Source organism: Escherichia sp. F1 (assembly GCF_046764225.1).
In the GTDB taxonomy this organism is placed as follows: domain Bacteria; phylum Pseudomonadota; class Gammaproteobacteria; order Enterobacterales; family Enterobacteriaceae; genus Escherichia; species Escherichia coli.
Map to the genome: position 1 here is coordinate 2689717 of NZ_CP177202.1, position 18045 is coordinate 2707761.

Consider the following 18045-nt stretch of genomic DNA (forward strand, 5'->3'; position numbering starts at 1 on the left):
TCAGGAGAGAGTATTATGTTTGTAACGAGCAAAAAAATGACCGCGGCTGTTCTGGCAATTACCCTGGCAATGTCTCTGAGTGCCTGTTCTAACTGGTCTAAACGGGATCGCAACACCGCAATCGGCGCGGGTGCAGGGGCATTAGGCGGTGCAGTACTGACCGATGGCAGTACGTTGGGTACATTAGGTGGCGCAGCTGTCGGTGGTGTTATTGGTCACCAGGTCGGTAAATAATCGTAAATAAATGTCGATTATCGACTCGCAATTATAATACGCTTGATTCTGTTCAGTACGAAATAACTGAATAATACACACAGTAAAATATTCGAAAGCCACGGATATATCCGTGGCTTTTTATGTTAACCGCCTGCGAGTTTTACCTTCATCCCTTTCGCTTCAAGCAGTGATTTTAATAAATCACGCTTATCGCCCTGGATTTCAATAATTCCATCTTTAACTGCCCCGCCGCAGCCGCATTTTTTCTTCAGTTCCGCTGCCAGTTTTGTCAGTTCGGCATCATCGAGATCGACACCGGTAATCAAGCAAACGCCCTTACCTTTACGTCCACTGGTCTGACGCTGAATACGCACCACACCGTCGCCTTTAGGGCGTACAGGGGCCGCTTTTGGCTCATCAATACGTCCGGTTTCCGTTGAGTAGACCAGACGGCTGTTGGAATCACTCATCATGCACTCCGCTGTAAAGAGGCGTTGATCGCTTTCAGCGTCTGCGCTGGATCTACCGATTGCGTTACCGGGCGACCAATCACCATATAATCAACACCAGCCGCCAACGCCTGTTCTGGCGTCATAATGCGGCGCTGGTCACCTGCTTCACTCCCCTGCGGACGAATGCCCGGTGTAACCAGTTTGAACTCCTGACCGAATACCTGTTTAAAGCGCACAGCTTCCTGAGCAGAACACACCACACCATCAAGGCCACATTTTTGCGTCAGTGCCGCCAGACGTTCTGCATAATCTGCAGGTGACAGTGTCACGCCAAGATCGGCCAGGTCGCTGGCTTCCATGCTGGTCAATACTGTCACCGCAATCAAAAGCGGTGCATCTTTGCCAAACGGAACCAGTGCCTCACGCGCTGCGGTCATCATACGCGCCCCACCGGAGGCGTGAACATTCACCATCCACACGCCTAAGTCAGCTGCAGCAGCGACAGCGTGCGCTGCAGTGTTGGGAATATCGTGAAATTTCAGGTCGAGGAAGATATCAAAACCACGCTGTTGAAGTTCGCGTACAAATTGAGGTCCAAACAGCGTAAACATCTCTTTGCCGACTTTCAGACGACAATCGCGTGGGTCGATCTTGTCGACAAAGGCCAGCGCGGCATCACGATTATGATAATCAAGGGCAACAACCACAGGAGAATTCGTAACAGCGCGGGAAGAAGATGAAGCAGTTAACGTCATGACCAGACCTTCTTGATGATGGGCACCGGAAGTGGCGCGAAACAGGTAAACGGCGAGCATTCTACCCGTGGAAATAAAAAATTAACAGTTGCGATTTCTCCCCTGGCAGGCTTTTCTGCGCCTGAGTTACCGGAGCACAATGGAACATCAACAATTAGTATGTTGTAACTAAAGTCGGATTTTTTTAAAAATTACAGGCCATCAAGACCGCGAATCGGTTTAATGGTTGACCAGGCCCGACAAGACGGACAATGCCAGTAGAGGGTGTATGCGGTAAAACCACATTTCTGGCAGCGATAACGAGGCTTACTACGCACCTTCTCGCCAACCATGTCACGCAGCACCATCAGACTCTCTTTGGCACGCCCTTCTTCCGCTTCATTTAAGTGGTAATCCATTAGCTTATGGAACACACGCATGGTCGGATGACGCTGAAGCTGACGCGTAATATAGACCTGTGCGGCCTCACTACCGTCGCGCGCTTCGATAATATCCGCAAGCATCAATTCAGCATCGGCACCGGTGTTCTCTTCCACCGCGCGCTGCAGGAATTCTGCCCATTCGGCAGTTTTACCCAACTGCTGATAGCAGGTTTGCAACATTTCCAGCGTTTCGCTGACCAGTTCTCTGTCCTGGGATATCACGCGTTGCAAACTTTCGACGGCTTTGGCGTATTCTCCTTTCGCCATAAACACGCGTCCCATCATGATGGATACGCGGGCGCTGTTTTTATCTGCCGCAGCCCCTTTTTTTAGCAAGGTCATGGCACGATCGAGATCGTCGCTGGCCATATGCTGCAGGGCTAACTCACAGTAGAAATGGGCAATTTCGACGCGCTGTTTATCTTTACCCAGCTTCACCAGGCGTTCGGCAACATCAATTGCTTTCTGCCACTCGCTGGTAGCCTGGTAGATTTGTAGCAACTGTTGCAGCGCGCCAATGCGGAAGTCAGTTTCATCGGTCAGCTGATTGAACATGTCTTCCGCGCGGTCGTATAACCCGGCGGCCATGTAATCACGCCCCAATTGTTGAATCGCCAACAGACGCTGTTCATAGGTCAGCGAGGCGCTTTCCATTAGGGTCTGATGGATGCGAATAGCGCGATCAACTTCGCCACGCGAACGGAACAGGTTTCCGAGCGTAAGGTGGGCTTCAACGGTACCCGTATCCTCTTTAAGCATATCGAGAAACAGGTCTACCGCTTTATCCTGTTGATTACTAAGCAGGAAGTTAACCCCCGCTACGTAATCACGCGACAAGCGGTTGGCTTCATCTTGCTTGTTTTGTTGCGCACTTCTGCGGCCCATATACCAGCCATAGGCAGCGGCTACAGGCAAAAGCAGAAACAACAACTCCAGCATAGAAAGTTATTCCTTCGCCGCTGACGAATGCGGCGCTACAGCCACGTCAGTCGCGGGTGAAAGCTGGTTTTCCAGTCGCTTTATTTTACGTTCAGCGCGCGCCAGGGAAACACGAACTCGCAGCCAGAACAGACCGCAAATCAGCCAACCGATAGCAAACCCCGCAGCAAACAATACCGCCAGCAATGTGGAAATACGGTACTCCCCTTGCGCTAACAGATAATTAAACGTCACCTGTTGATCGTTCTGCGCACCTAACGTGACCGAAATCACGAAGATCGCTAACACCAGTAAGAAAATGAGTAAATATTTCACATTACTTCCCGTTATGTGGTTAGAGCGAATAAATTATGGTCAACTTACCGCAATAGCCCTTTAAAGTACCATTTTCGCGCCGTCTGCGAAATGGCATCCACGCGCATTGTTGATGATTTAAGGGCTAAATTCGGAAAATCAACCAGCGTTAACTTTCTTGTTCTCGTTGTGCAATTTCGCGATTTTCTTCCGCAGGTGGTGTTAATGGCCCACAAATTCGTTGCGCAAGCCACGTTGCCACCGCCACCAGCGCCCACGAAATCAACGTAGCTACCACCAGATCGCGTGGCCAATGCATCCCGAGCAGCAGGCGGCTTCCCATGACTCCCGTTGCCCAGACCAACAAGATAGCAATGGTTAACGTTCGCCGACGCGGCCACAGCAAACCAACGGCCAGCAGCGCCCAACTGGCAGCAAACATCGTGTGACCGGAAGGAAAGGCAAACCCCGTCTCTTTCTGCCAGTGTGAACGCAAATATTGTGGGATATTTTTCTCTTCAGCCAACTGTTCTTTCACTAGATTTCCGCGTTCTGCTCGCTTTAAAGTGTAGAACTCATCAACCGGAATATGATGTGTTTTTTCCAGCCAGATAACAAAAGGTCGTGGTTCCTGGACTTTGCCTTTGATCCAGGATTTAACGCCTTGTCCCACAAGAATTGCCGCCGCCAGAATGGCAAATAACATAATGGCAGCCTTAATGCGAAAACGCAGACACCAGAGAAACCAACCGAATAAAATCAAATGTGTAATGACGCCCCAGGGCTGGGTGACAGTTTCAGTAACCCAAAAAGCCGCTTTTAGTAGCCAACTTTGTTCTCCAGGTTGCCAACGCCAGCCAGAAATCCATACGGCTACTGGCATAACAAGCAATAGTGCAGCTCCCACTGCGGTACGTCTGGCAATCGAACGCATGGCCTCTCCTTTTTGATAAGTCCCACAATCATAACTGAAAATGCCAGTTCCAGGAAAAATTGACAGATTTGTGCCATTCCGTGAACGATCGACGCGTCGTGATTAGGTGAACCCCTTCTCGTTATGGCAAAATAAGCCAATACAGAACCAGCATTATCTGGAGAATTTCATGCAGCTTAAACGTGTGGCAGAAGCCAAACTGCCAACCCCATGGGGCGATTTCCTGATGGTGGGATTTGAAGAACTGGCAACCGGACACGATCATGTCGCGCTAGTCTATGGCGATATATCCGGGCATACCCCGGTACTTGCGCGCGTCCATTCCGAATGTCTGACCGGTGACGCCCTGTTCAGCTTGCGCTGCGATTGTGGCTTCCAGCTCGAAGCGGCACTGACGCAAATTGCCGAAGAAGGCCGTGGTATTTTGCTGTATCACCGTCAGGAAGGTCGTAACATTGGTCTGCTGAATAAAATCCGCGCTTATGCACTGCAGGATCAAGGTTACGATACCGTAGAGGCTAACCACCAGTTAGGCTTCGCCGCTGATGAGCGCGACTTCACTCTTTGCGCTGATATGTTCAAACTCCTTGGCGTCAATGAAGTCCGCTTGTTAACCAATAACCCGAAAAAAGTCGAAATTCTGACCGAAGCAGGGATTAATATTGTTGAACGCGTACCGTTGATTGTAGGTCGTAACCCCAATAACGAACATTATCTCGATACCAAAGCCGAGAAAATGGGTCATTTGCTGAACAAATAACCCTCTTGCATTGTGTAATTCATTTGCTTGCCGGAAGCAAAATAACCGGCAAGCAAATACTCGTTACTTCAACATATTACGAATGACATAATGCAAAATGCCGTCGTTCTGGTAGTAAGTCAACTCCGTCGCGGTGTCGATACGACAACGGCAGGGTACGACTTCCTGGCTACCATCCGCGCGCGTAAACGTCACCGGAACCGTCGCGCCGGGTTGTAGACTTTGCAGATCGACAATATCAATCTTCTCTTCCCCGATTAGCCCTAACGTTTTACGCGTCACGCCTTGCGGAAATTCCAGCGGCAGGATGCCCATGCCAATTAAATTCGAGCGGTGAATTCGTTCAAACGATTCGGCAATCACCACACGAATTCCAAGCAGACGCGGACCTTTTGCCGCCCAGTCACGGCTGGAGCCTGATCCATACTCTTTCCCGGCAATCACCGCCAGCGGCGTTTGCGCCTGCTTATAGCGCATCGCAGCATCATAAATAGAGACTACGTCGCTGTCAGGTAAATGCCGCGTCATCCCCCCTTCAACACCAGGCACCATTTCATTACGGATGCGAATATTGGCGAAGGTGCCGCGCATCATCACTTCATGGTTACCACGCCGCGAACCGTAGGAGTTAAAGTCTTTTCGCTCAACACCCCGACCTTGTAGATATCGACCCGCTGGGCTGTCGGGCTTAATACTGCCCGCCGGAGAGATATGGTCAGTGGTGACTGAATCCCCCAGCATTGCGAGGATCCGCGCACCGTGAATATCTTCCACAGGTGCTGGTGTTGCCTGCATTTCATCAAAGAATGGCGATAAGCGAATATAGGTTGAATCTTCCTGCCAACCGTAGGTATCGGATCGTGTGACGTTAATTTCCTTCCACTCTGCTGTGCCTTCAAAAACTTCTGCGTACTCTTTGCGGAACATTTCTGTGGAGACTTGTTCTACCGCACGGGCAATTTCTTGTGCCGATGGCCAGATATCTTTCAGATATACCGGATCGCCTTTGCGATCATGGCCGATAGGCTCAGATGCGAGGTTGATATTCATATTTCCCGCCAGCGCATAGGCAACCACCAGCGGCGGCGAGGCCAGCCAGTTGGTTTTAACCAGCGGATGGATACGGCCTTCAAAGTTACGGTTGCCGGACAGCACTGCACCGACGGTTAAATCGCCTTTTTTGATTGCCGTTTCGATAGGATCGGGCAGCGGCCCAGAGTTACCAATACAGGTGGTACAACCATATCCCACAAGGTTAAACCCCAGTTCGTCGAGATACGGTGTCAATTTCGCTTTTGCCAGATAGTCAGAAACAACTTTCGAGCCTGGTGCCAGCGACGCTTTGACCCACGGTTGCCGCTTGAGGCCCAGAGTTACGGCTTTTTTCGCCAGCAAGCCTGCGGCCATCAGCACACTTGGGTTAGAGGTGTTGGTGCACGACGTTATCGCAGCAATGACCACCGCGCCATCAGGTAACTGATACTGATGTCCGTTCATAACATAATCGACCGGCTGGCGATCTTTATGCGTGGCATTCACTTCCAGTTCGTTACTGGCGGCAAATGCTTTTGGTACATCGGGCAGTGCAACGCGATCCTGTGGGCGTTTTGGCCCTGCCAGGCTCGCTTCAACGTCATTCATATCCAGTTCTAACGTACTGGTAAAAATCGGTTCATCGCCCGGGTTACGCCACATGCCCTGCGCTTTGGCATATATTTCGACCAACTCAACCTGATCTTCACTGCGCCCGCTTAAACGCATGTAATCGAGGGTGACAGCATCGATTGGGAAGAAGCCACAGGTGGCACCATATTCTGGCGACATATTGGCAATGGTGGCGCGATCCGCCAGCGGTAGTGAATCCAGCCCATCACCATAAAATTCGACGAATTTCCCCACCACGCCATGTTTGCGCAGCATTTGGGTAACGGTGAGAACCAGGTCTGTGGCGGTAATACCTTCACGTAATTTTCCGGTGAGTTTAAAGCCCACTACGTCCGGGATAAGCATGGAAACCGGCTGACCTAACATTGCGGCTTCTGCTTCGATCCCCCCCACGCCCCACCCCAGCACGCCAAGGCCGTTGATCATGGTGGTGTGCGAGTCAGTACCAACGAGTGTATCCGGATAAGCAATCCATTCACCGTCCTGCAATTCGCTCCACACTGCTTTGCCGAGATATTCGAGGTTAACCTGATGGCAAATGCCTGTGCCTGGCGGCACGACGCTAAAACGACTGAACGCCTGCTTTCCCCATTTCAGGAACACATAACGTTCGTGGTTGCGCTCCATTTCCAGGCGCACGTTTTCTTCAAATGCCTCATCATCACCAAAACGATCGACGGTCACCGAGTGGTCAATGACCAGGTCGACCGGTGAGAGCGGGTTAACCTTTGCAGTATCGCCACCGAGGCGTTTAACCGCTTCGCGCATTGCCGCCAGATCAACAACGGCAGGTACGCCGGTAAAGTCCTGCATCAGCACCCTTGCCGGGCGGTAGGCAATTTCACGGTCAGCATGGGCATTTTTCAGCCATCCCGCCAGCGCGTGGATATCCTCTTCGGTAACCGAGTTACCATCCTGCCAGCGCAGCAGGTTTTCGAGCAAAACTTTGAGTGACTTGGGCAGACGGGTGATATCGCCCAGTGATTTGGCAGCAAGCGGCAGGCTGTAGTAGTGGTAAGTTTTATCTTTGGCCTGCAACGTATCCTTACTGGCTTCTCGTAGGGTTGACGACATAGCTCCTCCTTAATGACAGGGTTGCGAAGCCCTGATTCTCTTCAGGGTGAATATTAAAGATAACACAAACATCGCGTAACGATTTGATAACAACCCAAATTGATAAAAGAGGAGAACCTTGTGGCAAAGCAAATGAAAACCCCGCCGCAGCGGGGTCAGGGATCAGTGAGTAATGATCCAGAGGAATTCGGCCCAGAAGAGCATCGACAGAGAAAACGCGCCCATCCAGGACCAATATTTCATATTTGTGTTGATCATAGGCTACACCTTTAACGGTTATTACTTTGTGTTGAGATAACTCAACCTGTTATTGCTGCGGTGTATTAAAAGCCCTTTAATTCATTAAAAATGGGTAATAAGAATGATGATAATTATTGTTTCGGCTGATCATCTTCAGCAAACAGTTCTATAAAGGCTTGCTGCTGCGTTGTTAGTTGCCAGTCGTCTGGAATAACGACGGAACATTCCCGTTTCGTTTCTGGTTCATTGTCACTATGCTGACATAATGGTGACGACTCCAGTTGCTCCTGACCGACCATAGTTATCCCCACACTTTCCAAATCAGCAGTGCGACAACCACCCAGAAAAGTGCAGAACCAAGAAATACCGCCAGCCAGGCTTTGCGTTTTAATTCAGGGTCCCGGCGGGGTTCCTGATTTCCAGAAGGCATTGCTAACCTCATATAATCGCCATCACTTATCAGCAAGACGTTGAACGATTGGTGTAATTAATCATACGATGAGACAAATCCTAAAGAAACTTTAGTCAAAAATCCAGCGAATTTACGAATCGTCTCCAGTGAATAATTCAATCTTTTGACCTGAAATAGATATTTGAAAACTGGAGTTTGCGAGGCGGGTAATTAGACACTACTTTACAAGTAATTTACCCTATAAATATGAGGGATAAAAATATTGTGCAGCGGATACAAATAAGCAACAAAAGAGAATATATTCCGGCACCTTCTCTACATAAAAGGTGCCGGAAATAACGCAAGAAATTATTTTTCCGGCAGTTTTATATCTTTAAACATGACCTCAATTTCTTCATTGGAGCGCAATGCGACAGCCGCATCAACGACATCACGCGTTAAATGCGGTGCAAAACGCTGAATGAAATCATACATATAACTGCGCAAAAAAGTACTACGGCGAAAACCAATTTTGGTTGTACTGTGGCTGAAGATATCGTGAGCATCAACACGCACAAGATCGGGATCGGCGACCGGATCCACCGCCATGCTGGCAATGACCCCTACTCCCAGCCCTAACCGGACGTAAGTTTTAATGACGTCAGCATCCGTTGCCGTGAAGACGATACGTGGCGTTAACCCTGCGCGGTTAAAGGCAGTATCCAGTTCTGAGCGTCCGGTAAAGCCGAAGGTATATGTCACCAACGGATATTGCGCCAGTTCTTCAATGGTAATGGCTTTTTTGCCTGCCAGCGGGTGATCCGGAGTGACTACAATAGCCCGATTCCAGTGGTAGCACGGTAACATCACTAAATCTTCATACAGATGCAGCGCTTCTGTGGCGATAGCGAAATCAGCATTGCCTTTAGAGACGGCATCAGCAATTTGTGTCGGCGAGCCCTGGTGCATATGCAAAGAAACGCGAGGATAACGTTCAATAAAGCCTTTGATGACGTTTGGTAACGCATAGCGTGCCTGGGTATGCGTGGTGGCGATATACAGCGAGCCTTTATCCGGCCAGGTGTGCTCTCCGGCGACCGATTTTATGGCATCGACTTTCGACAGAACTTCACGAGCGATACGAATTATTTCTTGTCCTGCTGGCGTTACCTGCGTCAGGTGCTTGCCGCTTCGGGAAAAAATTTGAATGCCTAGCTCGTCTTCCAGCATTCTGACTTGTTTACTGATCCCGGGTTGTGATGTGTAAAGTCCTTCCGCCGTTGATGAGACATTCAGGTTATGATTGACCACCTCAACAATATAGCGAAGTTGTTGTAATTTCATGTTAAACCATCCACTTAGACGCCATCAGAACATCGTTTTTTCGTCACACCTGGCGGGTGACTAATACGATTTAATAATAAAAAAGGTGCTAACTATAACCACTATATCATTTATAGCCTTAGTGTATAGGTGTGAAGAAAAAATAATATGCAATAAAAAAGGGCCGCTTTCGCGACCCTTTGCTTATAAAAACCTGACAGAATTAAAGGTTATTTTTTCGCTTCAACCCATTTGCCATCAACATAAAATGCTGACCAGCCAGTCGCCTTTCCGTCTTTTTCCGAAGAGACATATTGCTGTTTGGTTTTACGGCTAAAGCGAACCATGGTCTTATTACCTTCCGGATCCTGCTGTGGCGCATCGGCCAGATAACGCAGTTTTTCCGGCAGACGGTCGCGGAAGCGATAAAGCTCTTCCACCAGTGGCGCACGTGTTTCACGCGATTTCGGGAAGGTATTGGCCGCCAGGAACACACCGGCAGCACCGTCACGCAGCACGAAATAGGCATCTGATTTTTCGCACGGCAGCTCCGGTAATGGTACCGGATCTTCTTTCGGTGGAGCCACTTCGCCGTTACGTAAAATCTTACGCGTGTTTTTACACTCTTCGTTGGTGCAGGCCATGTATTTACCGAAACGCCCCATTTTCAGGTGCATTTCAGAACCACATTTTTCACACTCAACGATCGGGCCGTCATAACCTTTAATGCGGAATTCGCCCTCTTCGATCTCGTAACCGTCGCAGGTTGGGTTATTACCACAGACATGCAACTTACGTTTCGGATCGATGAGATAGCTGTCCATCGCCGTGCCGCATTTCGGGCAACGACGTTTTGCGCGCAGCGCGTTGGTTTCAGCGTCTTCGCCTTCCAGCACGTTCAGCACTTCGTTTTCCGGAACCAGGTTGATGGTGGTTTTGCAACGCTCTTTCGGTGGCAGCGCATAGCCAGAACAACCAAGGAATACCCCGGTGCTCGCTGTGCGAATACCCATTTTGCGACCACAGGTCGGGCAGTCGATGCTGGTCAGAACCATCTGGTTCGGGCGCATACCACCCTCTTCCGGATCTTTTTCAGCTTTATCTAACTGCTGGGTGAAATCCGAGAAGAAGTGATCCAGTACAGCTTTCCACTCTGCTTCGTGATTTGCCACCTGGTCGAGGCTGTTTTCCATCTGCGCGGTAAAGTCGTAGTTCATTAACTCACGGAAATTCTCTTCCAGGCGATCGGTGACAATTTCACCCATTTTTTCCGCGTAGAAACGACGATTTTCTACTCGCACATAGCCACGATCCTGAATGGTCGAAATGATCGACGCATAGGTAGACGGACGACCGATACCGCGTTTTTCCAGCTCTTTAACCAGCGATGCTTCACTGAAACGGGCTGGCGGCTTGGTAAAGTGCTGGGCTGGTGTCAGTTCAACGAGTGTCAAAGCATCGCCTTTATCGACTGCCGGTAAGATACGATCTTCATCGCCTTTACGCAGCGCAGGCATCACTTTCGTCCAGCCATCAAAGCGCAAAATACGACCGCGTGCTTTCAGGCGGAAATCGCCCGCACCAACGGTCAGCGTCGTGGAGTCATATTTCGCTGGGGTCATCTGGCAGGCAACGAACTGACGCCAGATTAACTGGTACAGTTTCTGCGCATCTGCTTCCATATCCTTCAGCGATTCCGCCATCACATTGACGTCAGAAGGACGAATCGCTTCGTGCGCTTCCTGTGAGTTTTCTTTGCTGGCGTACTGATTCGGACTTTCCGGCAGATATTTCTTACCAAAATTATCGCTGATATAACCGCGAACCATATTTACCGCGTCCTGACTCAGGTTGGTGGAGTCGGTACGCATGTATGTGATATAGCCAGCTTCATACAAACGCTGCGCCATCATCATGGTTTTTTTCACGCCAAAACCAAGACGGGTGCTGGCAGCTTGTTGCAGCGTAGAGGTAATAAAAGGAGCGCCAGGTTTACTGGTTGTCGGTTTGTCTTCACGTTCCAGCACGCTGTAGCGCGCTTTTTCCAGCAGACTTACCGCAGCCTGAGTTTGTTCTTTGTTGACCGGACGGAACGGTTTGTCGTTCTGATGAGTCACCTGCAACGCCAACGCTTCACCAGATGGCGTGGTCGTGCTGGCATCGACTTCCCAGAACTCTTCCGGTACGAACGCTTTAATTTCACGCTCACGCTCGACCACCAGGCGGACCGCCACCGACTGCACACGACCGGCAGACAGACCACGAGCGATCTTTTTCCACAGCAGCGGCGAAACCATATACCCCACCACGCGGTCCATAAAGCGACGCGCCTGCTGGGCATTAACACGATCAATATTCAGCTCACCTGGTTTGTTAAATGCCTGGCGGATCGCGTTTTTAGTAATTTCGTTAAACACCACTCGGCTATAGCGCGCATCATCACCACCAATCACTTCCCGCAGGTGCCATGCAATGGCTTCCCCTTCGCGGTCAAGGTCGGTTGCGAGATAGATGTGGTCGGCTTTTTCAGCCAGTTGTTTCAGTTCAGAGACGACCTTCTCTTTACCAGGCAACACTTCATAGTGCGCCTCCCAATTGTGCCACGGGTCAACCCCCATACGGTTGACGAGAGCGCCACGTTCATCCTTTTTAGGCTTTTTAGCCGTCTTGGTGGAGGTAGAGTCGGCACTCTTTTTGGCAGCTGAGCCACTGGTCGGCAAATCGCGGATGTGACCGACGCTGGATTTCACCACGTAGTCACTACCCAGATACTTGTTGATCGTTTTGGCTTTTGCCGGGGACTCAACGATGACAAGAGCTTTACCCATATTCACCTTACCTAATTTGATTCTTCCAGGAATGCGTCGCACGTTGATAAACCTTCCACTGGCAACGAGTTACCGATATGGACTCGCTCTCTGCGGATATCAACCCCTTGTCGTGACTCTGTTCACGAAAATTCAGGTGACTGAGTTAACAGGTCTTGGCCTACAGGCGCTATAGCACGACGGAATTTTGGTCGAATGTCAAGCAAATCTATTGCCAGATTGACGAAAGCGTCACACTGTACCTGATAAAATCCGATACGCAACTTTATTAGCATGCAAAATCCAAAGTTGCCAGTAAGGCGCTCTTGCCACCAGCGTGGTATATTTGTCTGCAAGCCATGCCTGGCGTAGACTAATGTCCTTGTTTAAGGAGTAAATAATGAACAAAGAGACACAACCCATCGACCGCGAGACGCTGTTGAAAGAGGCCAACAAAATCATTCGTGAGCATGAGGATACGCTCGCAGGGATTGAAGCCACCGGCGTCACGCAGCGTAATGGCGTGCTAGTATTTACCGGCGACTACTTTTTAGATGAACAAGGATTGCCAACAGCCAAAAGCACCGCGGTGTTTAATATGTTCAAACACCTGGCCCATGTGCTTTCAGAAAAATATCATCTGGTTGATTAAAGCAAAACGCGAGGTCTTACCCTCGCGTTTGTCTTTTACATCAATGGCTTTTGCCCTCGCTGCCACCAGCGTAACAACAATCGATCGGCGCTCTCTGCCGCGCTGCCGGTGAATCGGTCAATGAGTCGTTTACGTTGCATATAGCGTACATTGACCACTTCTCGGCCTTCCATCAGGCTAAGAATAACTTCATCACTGGTGTTGATTTCATCAACCAGGCCTTTCTCAACCGCCTGTTGTCCGTACCAGTGTTCACCCGTTGCCACATGTTCAATATCCAGAGAAGGACGCATACGCTTCACAAAATCTTTAAACAACTGATGCGTTTCGTTCAACTCTTCGCGGAATTTCTCCCGCCCTTCTTCGGTATTTTCACCCAGCAACGTCAGCGTGCGCTTATACTGCCCGGCGGTGTGCAGTTCGATATCAATATCTTTGCTTTTCAGGAAGCGGTTAAAGTTGGGCATTTGTGCCACCACGCCAATGGAACCCACAATAGCAAACGGTGCGGAAACAATTTTGTCCGCCACACAGGCCATCATGTAACCGCCGCTGGCAGCGACTTTGTCTACCGTAACAGTTAAAGGAATGTTTTTATCACGCAGACGCTGCAGCTGCGAAGCCGCCAACCCGTAACCATGCACCATGCCACCAGGGCTTTCCAGACGGAGCACAACCTGATCCTGCGGTTTGAATGCTGCGAGTACCGCCGTTATCTCTTCACGTAGCGAGTTCACTTCATGGGCGTCCATGCTGCCTTTAAAATCCAGCACCCAGACGCGAGGTTTACTGTCAGTTGCCACCTCGCCCAGTTTGGCTTTCGCTTTTGCTGCTTTCGCTTCTTGCTTGTGCTTTTTCTTCTGCGCTTTGTGCCACTGTTTTTGCTGATGTGAGTCCATCAGCGCCGCGGCCAGTTCTTCTTTCATCTCCTTATACTGTTCGCTGAGATTGTTGACCCGTAACTCGCCACGCTGGCGTTTATTACGTTGAGCAACATTGACAATAATGGCGGCAATCGCCGCAATCGCTAGCACAACGGTAACGATTTTCGCCAAAAACAAACCATATTCAGACAACAATTCCACGAGTCCCCACCTTGGTTAAACAACGCTTTGGCTCACAGTTTACAACAGGCATGTTAAGCCGTCTCGCAGAGATGTTATTGCAGCGAAAGTATGACAAAGTATCCATTTTGCGGTGTTATCGCCCCAGGCTGATTGAAATGCCCTTCTGTTTCAGGCATAAAGCCACAAAGTCATAAAGTACACTGGCAGCGCGACATACAACGTCGTTGAGGAGTAGCCATGCATTACCAGCCAACACAAGATTTACTCAATGATCGCATTATCCTGGTGACGGGAGCCAGCGATGGTATTGGTCGTGAAGCCGCGATGACGTATGCACGCTATGGTGCGACAGTGATTCTGTTGGGCCGTAATGAAGAAAAATTACGTCAGGTAGCCAGCCACATAAACGAAGAAACTGGGCGTCAGCCACAGTGGTTTATTCTCGATTTGCTGACCTGCACGTCCGAAGATTGCCAACAACTGGCGCAACGCATTGCCGTTAATTATCCGCGTCTGGATGGTGTTTTGCATAATGCCGGATTGCTCGGCGATGTTTGCCCAATGAGCGAACAAAATCCGCAGGTCTGGCAGGACGTCATGCAGGTCAACGTTAATGCCACCTTCATGCTCACCCAGGCACTGCTTCCTTTATTACTCAAATCGGACGCCGGTTCTCTGGTCTTTACTTCATCAAGCGTTGGACGTCAGGGGCGTGCAAACTGGGGCGCATATGCAGCGTCGAAATTTGCCACCGAAGGGATGATGCAGGTACTGGCTGATGAATATCAGCAGCGTCTGCGCGTCAACTGTATTAACCCAGGCGGTACGCGCACCGCAATGCGGGCCAGTGCATTCCCGACCGAAGATCCACAGAAACTCAAAACACCCGCTGATATCATGCCGCTCTACCTCTGGCTGATGGGTGATGACAGCCGCCGTAAAACCGGCATGACCTTTGACGCCCAACCGGGCCGTAAACCAGGAATTTCCCAATGAGTGATGAACGCTACCAACAGCGTCAGCAGCGAGTGAAAGAAAAAGTCGATGCTCGTGTGGCCCAGGCCCAGGATGAACGCGGTATTATCATCGTCTTTACCGGCAATGGAAAAGGCAAAACCACCGCGGCATTTGGTACGGCAACACGCGCAGTTGGTCACGGAAAAAAAGTGGGCGTCGTGCAGTTTATTAAAGGCACCTGGCCTAATGGCGAACGAAATCTGCTGGAACCACACGGCGTTGAATTTCAGGTGATGGCAACGGGCTTTACCTGGGATACACAAAACCGCGAGTCTGATACCGCCGCCTGTCGCGAAGTCTGGCAACATGCAAAGCGGATGCTTGCCGATCCTTCACTGGATATGGTTTTGCTCGATGAACTGACGTATATGGTGGCGTATGACTATTTGCCACTGGAAGAAGTGGTGCAGGCGTTAAATGAACGTCCACATCAACAGACGGTGATTATCACGGGTCGTGGTTGTCATCGGGATATTCTTGAATTGGCGGATACGGTAAGTGAGCTGCGCCCCCTCAAACATGCGTTTGATGCCGGTGTTAAGGCGCAAATAGGGATTGATTATTAAGTGAAAGCACCTCAAAAGATCGCCTCTTGAGGTGCTTTAATCATAATTATATTCAAGCGGCAATAGCAAAACTCAGAATCCGTTTAATCTCATTCAAATGTCCCGGATATGCTTCATGATTCTCAGCGTCAACATCTTCAATAAATAATATCAGTTCAGTAATTAACGCATTGGCATCTTCATAACTGATTCCGCTTAACTCTGGCGAAGTTTCAGTACCGTAGTTAATCGTCAGATTGTTCATCACCGTGAGGATAAGGATAAAATATTTATGACAAACCTTGCATGTGGTTTTGTTGCCCAGAGTATTATACAGCATATCAAGTAATGCCAATATTCTACGGTTTTGTACATCGTTCATAAAAAGCCCCTCCTATAACATTATTCCGCTGGCAATAAGTAGTTTTGCCAGCCCCTCAGACGCCTTTAACCCACTAATGACCTGTGCGCGTAATATTTCATTTAGCCTTTTTTGTTCAGCCGCTGTGCGTATTTTATTAGTGTATAAATCCTTAAGGTGATTCCCCTCGTCAAGAAATGAGTTCAGTGCTTGTATTGCTGGAATAGCTGGATCTGCTGCACGAAGACGTGTTTCATTAATACTGATAATCGCAGCCAGGAATTCTTGTCTGCTCTTCAATGTCTTAAATTCATTACCTCCTCCTTTTTTTAAGGAGGCATTGTAATAAACGAGATTATTATGTACCGTCGCAAAGGTATTTCTTCCAGTTTGTTTACCTTTTGTCGCGATATCGTTTCGTATATCAGTTAGATCATTTTTTATTCTTTGCCAATGATTATTTACCGTACTACCTATATTCCCTGCGCTTACCCTTGTATTATACAACCCATTGAAATAAACCACTAAATCTTTAACCGCTGCTGCAGATTTTGTTAATGTTCCACCATCATTGATGCCCAGAAGTGCCCCCGCATTATTCGCGTGATCCAGAGCTTGTTTAAGCAATATGAACTGTTTGCTGTCTTTAACATCTAAATCCTCATTCAAAAGTTCGACATAAGAACTCATACTGCTAATGATTTCCATAGAAGCCAGCAATCTTTCTTTTTCAGTAGCGACTATCTTTGTAATAAAAAGATCTTCTTGAGATTTTTTGTGCTTATCTCCAGGTTGCTGACATAATGACTCATCACTGGTACTGTTTTCAATAACTACCTCATAATCTGGTCGAGGTGCACAATCCGGATTAGTCGCATAAAAATTAACAAGGAAGTTTTCACGAGAAGCATAGTATTGTTTAAAGAAACTTGCATTCGCCGCTACTGCTTTGTTACCCGCAGTAATAACAGTTTCAGCTTGTTCGTTTTTCAATGCTTCAGTTGCACAACCTGAAAGCATTAACAGCGATAGAAATATTCCACTATATCTAATCATAACCCACCTCTTGACGTTGAGTTTATCTCAGATAATTAAATAGTAATGTGGCTATTTCCGGGTATTATTCATAAGCAAGTATGAAATTAAATTAAAATACTGCGACTATTTATCATGCTTCAAATGAAGAAAAGGCCCCGCAGGGCCTTTATTTTATACTTATCTTAAATTAACCGTTATTATTACGTCCACCAGAACGACGACCGCCGCTCACCTGACTGTGACGTTTCACCGCTCGACGAATCTGATTCGCCTTCATGCGACGACGGTCTTTTTCTACAGCGACTTTAGAGCTGGTTTCTGGCGGCAGTTCCACCAGTTCACGCAGATAGTTTGTCTGAGCGAGATCCAGCTCTGTCCAGCCGCCGCGTGGCAGACCTTTCGGCAGTGGAATATCACCGTAACGCACACGGATCAGGCGACTTACCTGCACACCAACCGCTTCCCAAAGACGACGAACCTCACGGTTACGACCTTCGGTCAGAGTCACGTTGTACCACTGGTTAATCCCTTCACCACCGCTGAACTTGATGGTTTTAAAGGCTGCCGGACCATCTTCCAATTGCACGCCACGGCTCAAATCACGCAGTTTCGCGTCGTCAACCTGACCAAATACACGCACGGCATATTCACGTTCAACTTCACGGCTTGGATGCATTAAACGGTTTGCCAGTTCACCGTCGGTGGTGAAGAGCAACAGACCACAGGTGTTAACGTCCAGACGACCTACGGCAATCCAGCGTGCGCCACGCAGCTTTGGCAGACGGTCAAACACCGTTGGACGCCCTTCCGGATCGTTACGGGTACACAACTCACCTTCCGGTTTGTAATAGGCCAGAACGCGACAAATTTGTTCAGCGGACTCACGTACCGAAATCAGGTGACCATCGATACGGATTTTCAATCCAGGGGTAATTTCAACACGATCGCCGAGTTTAGCAATTTTGCCATCAACACTCACACGACCGGCTTCAATAATAGATTCGATTTCACGGCGAGAACCGTGGCCGGCACGCGCCAGCACTTTCTGTAGCTTTTCGCTCATAGAGCTTCCTTTTGGTGTCGCCTTCCCAGG

Annotated in this window: 20 protein-coding genes; 5 read left to right on the forward strand and 15 right to left on the reverse strand. The window is 49.1% G+C overall.

Annotated elements, in window-relative coordinates:
• Positions 1-15: 15 nt before the first annotated feature.
• Positions 16-234 (forward strand): osmotically-inducible lipoprotein OsmB, encoded by a 219-nt coding sequence (gene osmB, locus ACK8NJ_RS13005; RefSeq protein ID WP_000498253.1) that lies wholly within the window; start codon positions 16-18, stop codon positions 232-234.
• Positions 235-359: 125 nt separating this feature from the next.
• Here osmB and yciH read toward each other — a convergent pair whose 3' ends face one another.
• The 5 genes from yciH to pgpB form a co-directional block, all read right to left on the reverse strand.
• Entirely contained in the window at positions 360-686 is a 327-nt protein-coding gene (yciH, locus tag ACK8NJ_RS13010) for a stress response translation initiation inhibitor YciH (RefSeq protein ID WP_001353236.1), read from the reverse strand.
• Positions 686-1423 carry an orotidine-5'-phosphate decarboxylase gene (gene pyrF / locus ACK8NJ_RS13015; RefSeq protein WP_000176265.1) on the reverse strand — a complete coding sequence of 246 codons (738 nt, stop codon included), beginning with the start codon at positions 1421-1423 and terminating at the stop codon, positions 686-688. Before pyrF ends, yciH begins: the two co-directional genes overlap by 1 nt.
• A 191-nt stretch (positions 1424-1614) precedes the next feature.
• Positions 1615-2784: a lipopolysaccharide assembly protein LapB gene (gene lapB, locus ACK8NJ_RS13020; RefSeq protein WP_000891353.1), complete on the reverse strand. Its 1170-nt coding sequence runs from the start codon at positions 2782-2784 to the stop codon at positions 1615-1617.
• 6 nt (positions 2785-2790) lie between these two features.
• The gene (gene lapA, locus ACK8NJ_RS13025) at positions 2791-3099 is read right to left on the reverse strand and encodes a lipopolysaccharide assembly protein LapA (protein ID WP_000876284.1); all 309 of its coding nucleotides are present in this window, start codon (positions 3097-3099) and stop codon (positions 2791-2793) included.
• A gap of 148 nt (positions 3100-3247) precedes the next feature.
• Positions 3248-4012: a phosphatidylglycerophosphatase B gene (gene pgpB, locus ACK8NJ_RS13030; protein WP_001599754.1), complete on the reverse strand. Its 765-nt coding sequence runs from the start codon at positions 4010-4012 to the stop codon at positions 3248-3250.
• 169 nt (positions 4013-4181) lie between these two features.
• On the opposite strand from pgpB, the gene ribA reads away from it, so the two are divergent.
• Positions 4182-4772, forward strand: a complete 591-nt coding sequence (ribA, locus tag ACK8NJ_RS13035) for a GTP cyclohydrolase II (RefSeq protein ID WP_001176295.1) — start codon at positions 4182-4184, stop codon at positions 4770-4772.
• 63 nt (positions 4773-4835) lie between these two features.
• Here ribA and acnA read toward each other — a convergent pair whose 3' ends face one another.
• From acnA to topA, 6 genes are all read right to left on the reverse strand, one after another.
• A complete protein-coding gene (gene acnA / locus ACK8NJ_RS13040; RefSeq protein ID WP_328116160.1) occupies positions 4836-7511 on the reverse strand; it encodes an aconitate hydratase AcnA in 2676 nt (891 codons plus the stop codon).
• A 162-nt stretch (positions 7512-7673) separates the two neighbouring features.
• Complete coding sequence (ymiC, locus tag ACK8NJ_RS13045; protein ID WP_001590092.1) at positions 7674-7769, reverse strand: small membrane protein YmiC; 96 nt, start codon at positions 7767-7769, stop codon at positions 7674-7676.
• A gap of 113 nt (positions 7770-7882) precedes the next feature.
• On the reverse strand, positions 7883-8050 hold the full coding sequence (gene yciX, locus ACK8NJ_RS13050) for a protein YciX (RefSeq protein ID WP_001469241.1): 168 nt from the start codon (positions 8048-8050) through the stop codon (positions 7883-7885).
• A gap of 2 nt (positions 8051-8052) precedes the next feature.
• The gene (locus ACK8NJ_RS13055; protein ID WP_001300896.1) at positions 8053-8193 is read right to left on the reverse strand and encodes a YmiA family putative membrane protein; all 141 of its coding nucleotides are present in this window, start codon (positions 8191-8193) and stop codon (positions 8053-8055) included.
• A gap of 318 nt (positions 8194-8511) precedes the next feature.
• Positions 8512-9486 (reverse strand): HTH-type transcriptional regulator CysB, encoded by a 975-nt coding sequence (gene cysB, locus ACK8NJ_RS13060; protein ID WP_000776253.1) that lies wholly within the window; start codon positions 9484-9486, stop codon positions 8512-8514.
• A 209-nt stretch (positions 9487-9695) separates the two neighbouring features.
• Positions 9696-12293: a type I DNA topoisomerase gene (topA, locus tag ACK8NJ_RS13065; RefSeq protein WP_411961687.1), complete on the reverse strand. Its 2598-nt coding sequence runs from the start codon at positions 12291-12293 to the stop codon at positions 9696-9698.
• Between the two features lie 379 nt (positions 12294-12672).
• Between topA and ACK8NJ_RS13070 the strand changes: the two genes are divergently transcribed.
• Positions 12673-12924 (forward strand): YciN family protein, encoded by a 252-nt coding sequence (locus ACK8NJ_RS13070; RefSeq protein ID WP_001031530.1) that lies wholly within the window; start codon positions 12673-12675, stop codon positions 12922-12924.
• 35 nt (positions 12925-12959) lie between these two features.
• Here ACK8NJ_RS13070 and sohB read toward each other — a convergent pair whose 3' ends face one another.
• Positions 12960-14009 carry a protease SohB gene (sohB, locus tag ACK8NJ_RS13075; protein ID WP_328116164.1) on the reverse strand — a complete coding sequence of 350 codons (1050 nt, stop codon included), beginning with the start codon at positions 14007-14009 and terminating at the stop codon, positions 12960-12962.
• A gap of 219 nt (positions 14010-14228) precedes the next feature.
• On the opposite strand from sohB, the gene ACK8NJ_RS13080 reads away from it, so the two are divergent.
• Positions 14229-14987 carry a YciK family oxidoreductase gene (locus ACK8NJ_RS13080; RefSeq protein WP_128880473.1) on the forward strand — a complete coding sequence of 253 codons (759 nt, stop codon included), beginning with the start codon at positions 14229-14231 and terminating at the stop codon, positions 14985-14987.
• Positions 14984-15574 (forward strand): cob(I)yrinic acid a,c-diamide adenosyltransferase, encoded by a 591-nt coding sequence (gene cobO / locus ACK8NJ_RS13085; protein ID WP_411961688.1) that lies wholly within the window; start codon positions 14984-14986, stop codon positions 15572-15574. The genes ACK8NJ_RS13080 and cobO overlap by 4 nt, the downstream gene beginning before the upstream one ends.
• Positions 15575-15626: 52 nt before the next feature.
• On the opposite strand, the gene ACK8NJ_RS13090 is transcribed toward cobO, so the two are convergent.
• From ACK8NJ_RS13090 to rluB, 3 genes are all read right to left on the reverse strand, one after another.
• Positions 15627-15935 carry a hypothetical protein gene (locus ACK8NJ_RS13090; protein WP_001000709.1) on the reverse strand — a complete coding sequence of 103 codons (309 nt, stop codon included), beginning with the start codon at positions 15933-15935 and terminating at the stop codon, positions 15627-15629.
• A gap of 12 nt (positions 15936-15947) precedes the next feature.
• A complete protein-coding gene (locus ACK8NJ_RS13095) occupies positions 15948-16970 on the reverse strand; it encodes a hypothetical protein (protein ID WP_000622028.1) in 1023 nt (340 codons plus the stop codon).
• Positions 16971-17139: 169 nt separating this feature from the next.
• Positions 17140-18015 carry a 23S rRNA pseudouridine(2605) synthase RluB gene (gene rluB / locus ACK8NJ_RS13100; RefSeq protein WP_001291206.1) on the reverse strand — a complete coding sequence of 292 codons (876 nt, stop codon included), beginning with the start codon at positions 18013-18015 and terminating at the stop codon, positions 17140-17142.
• Between the last annotated feature and the right edge of the window lie 30 nt (positions 18016-18045).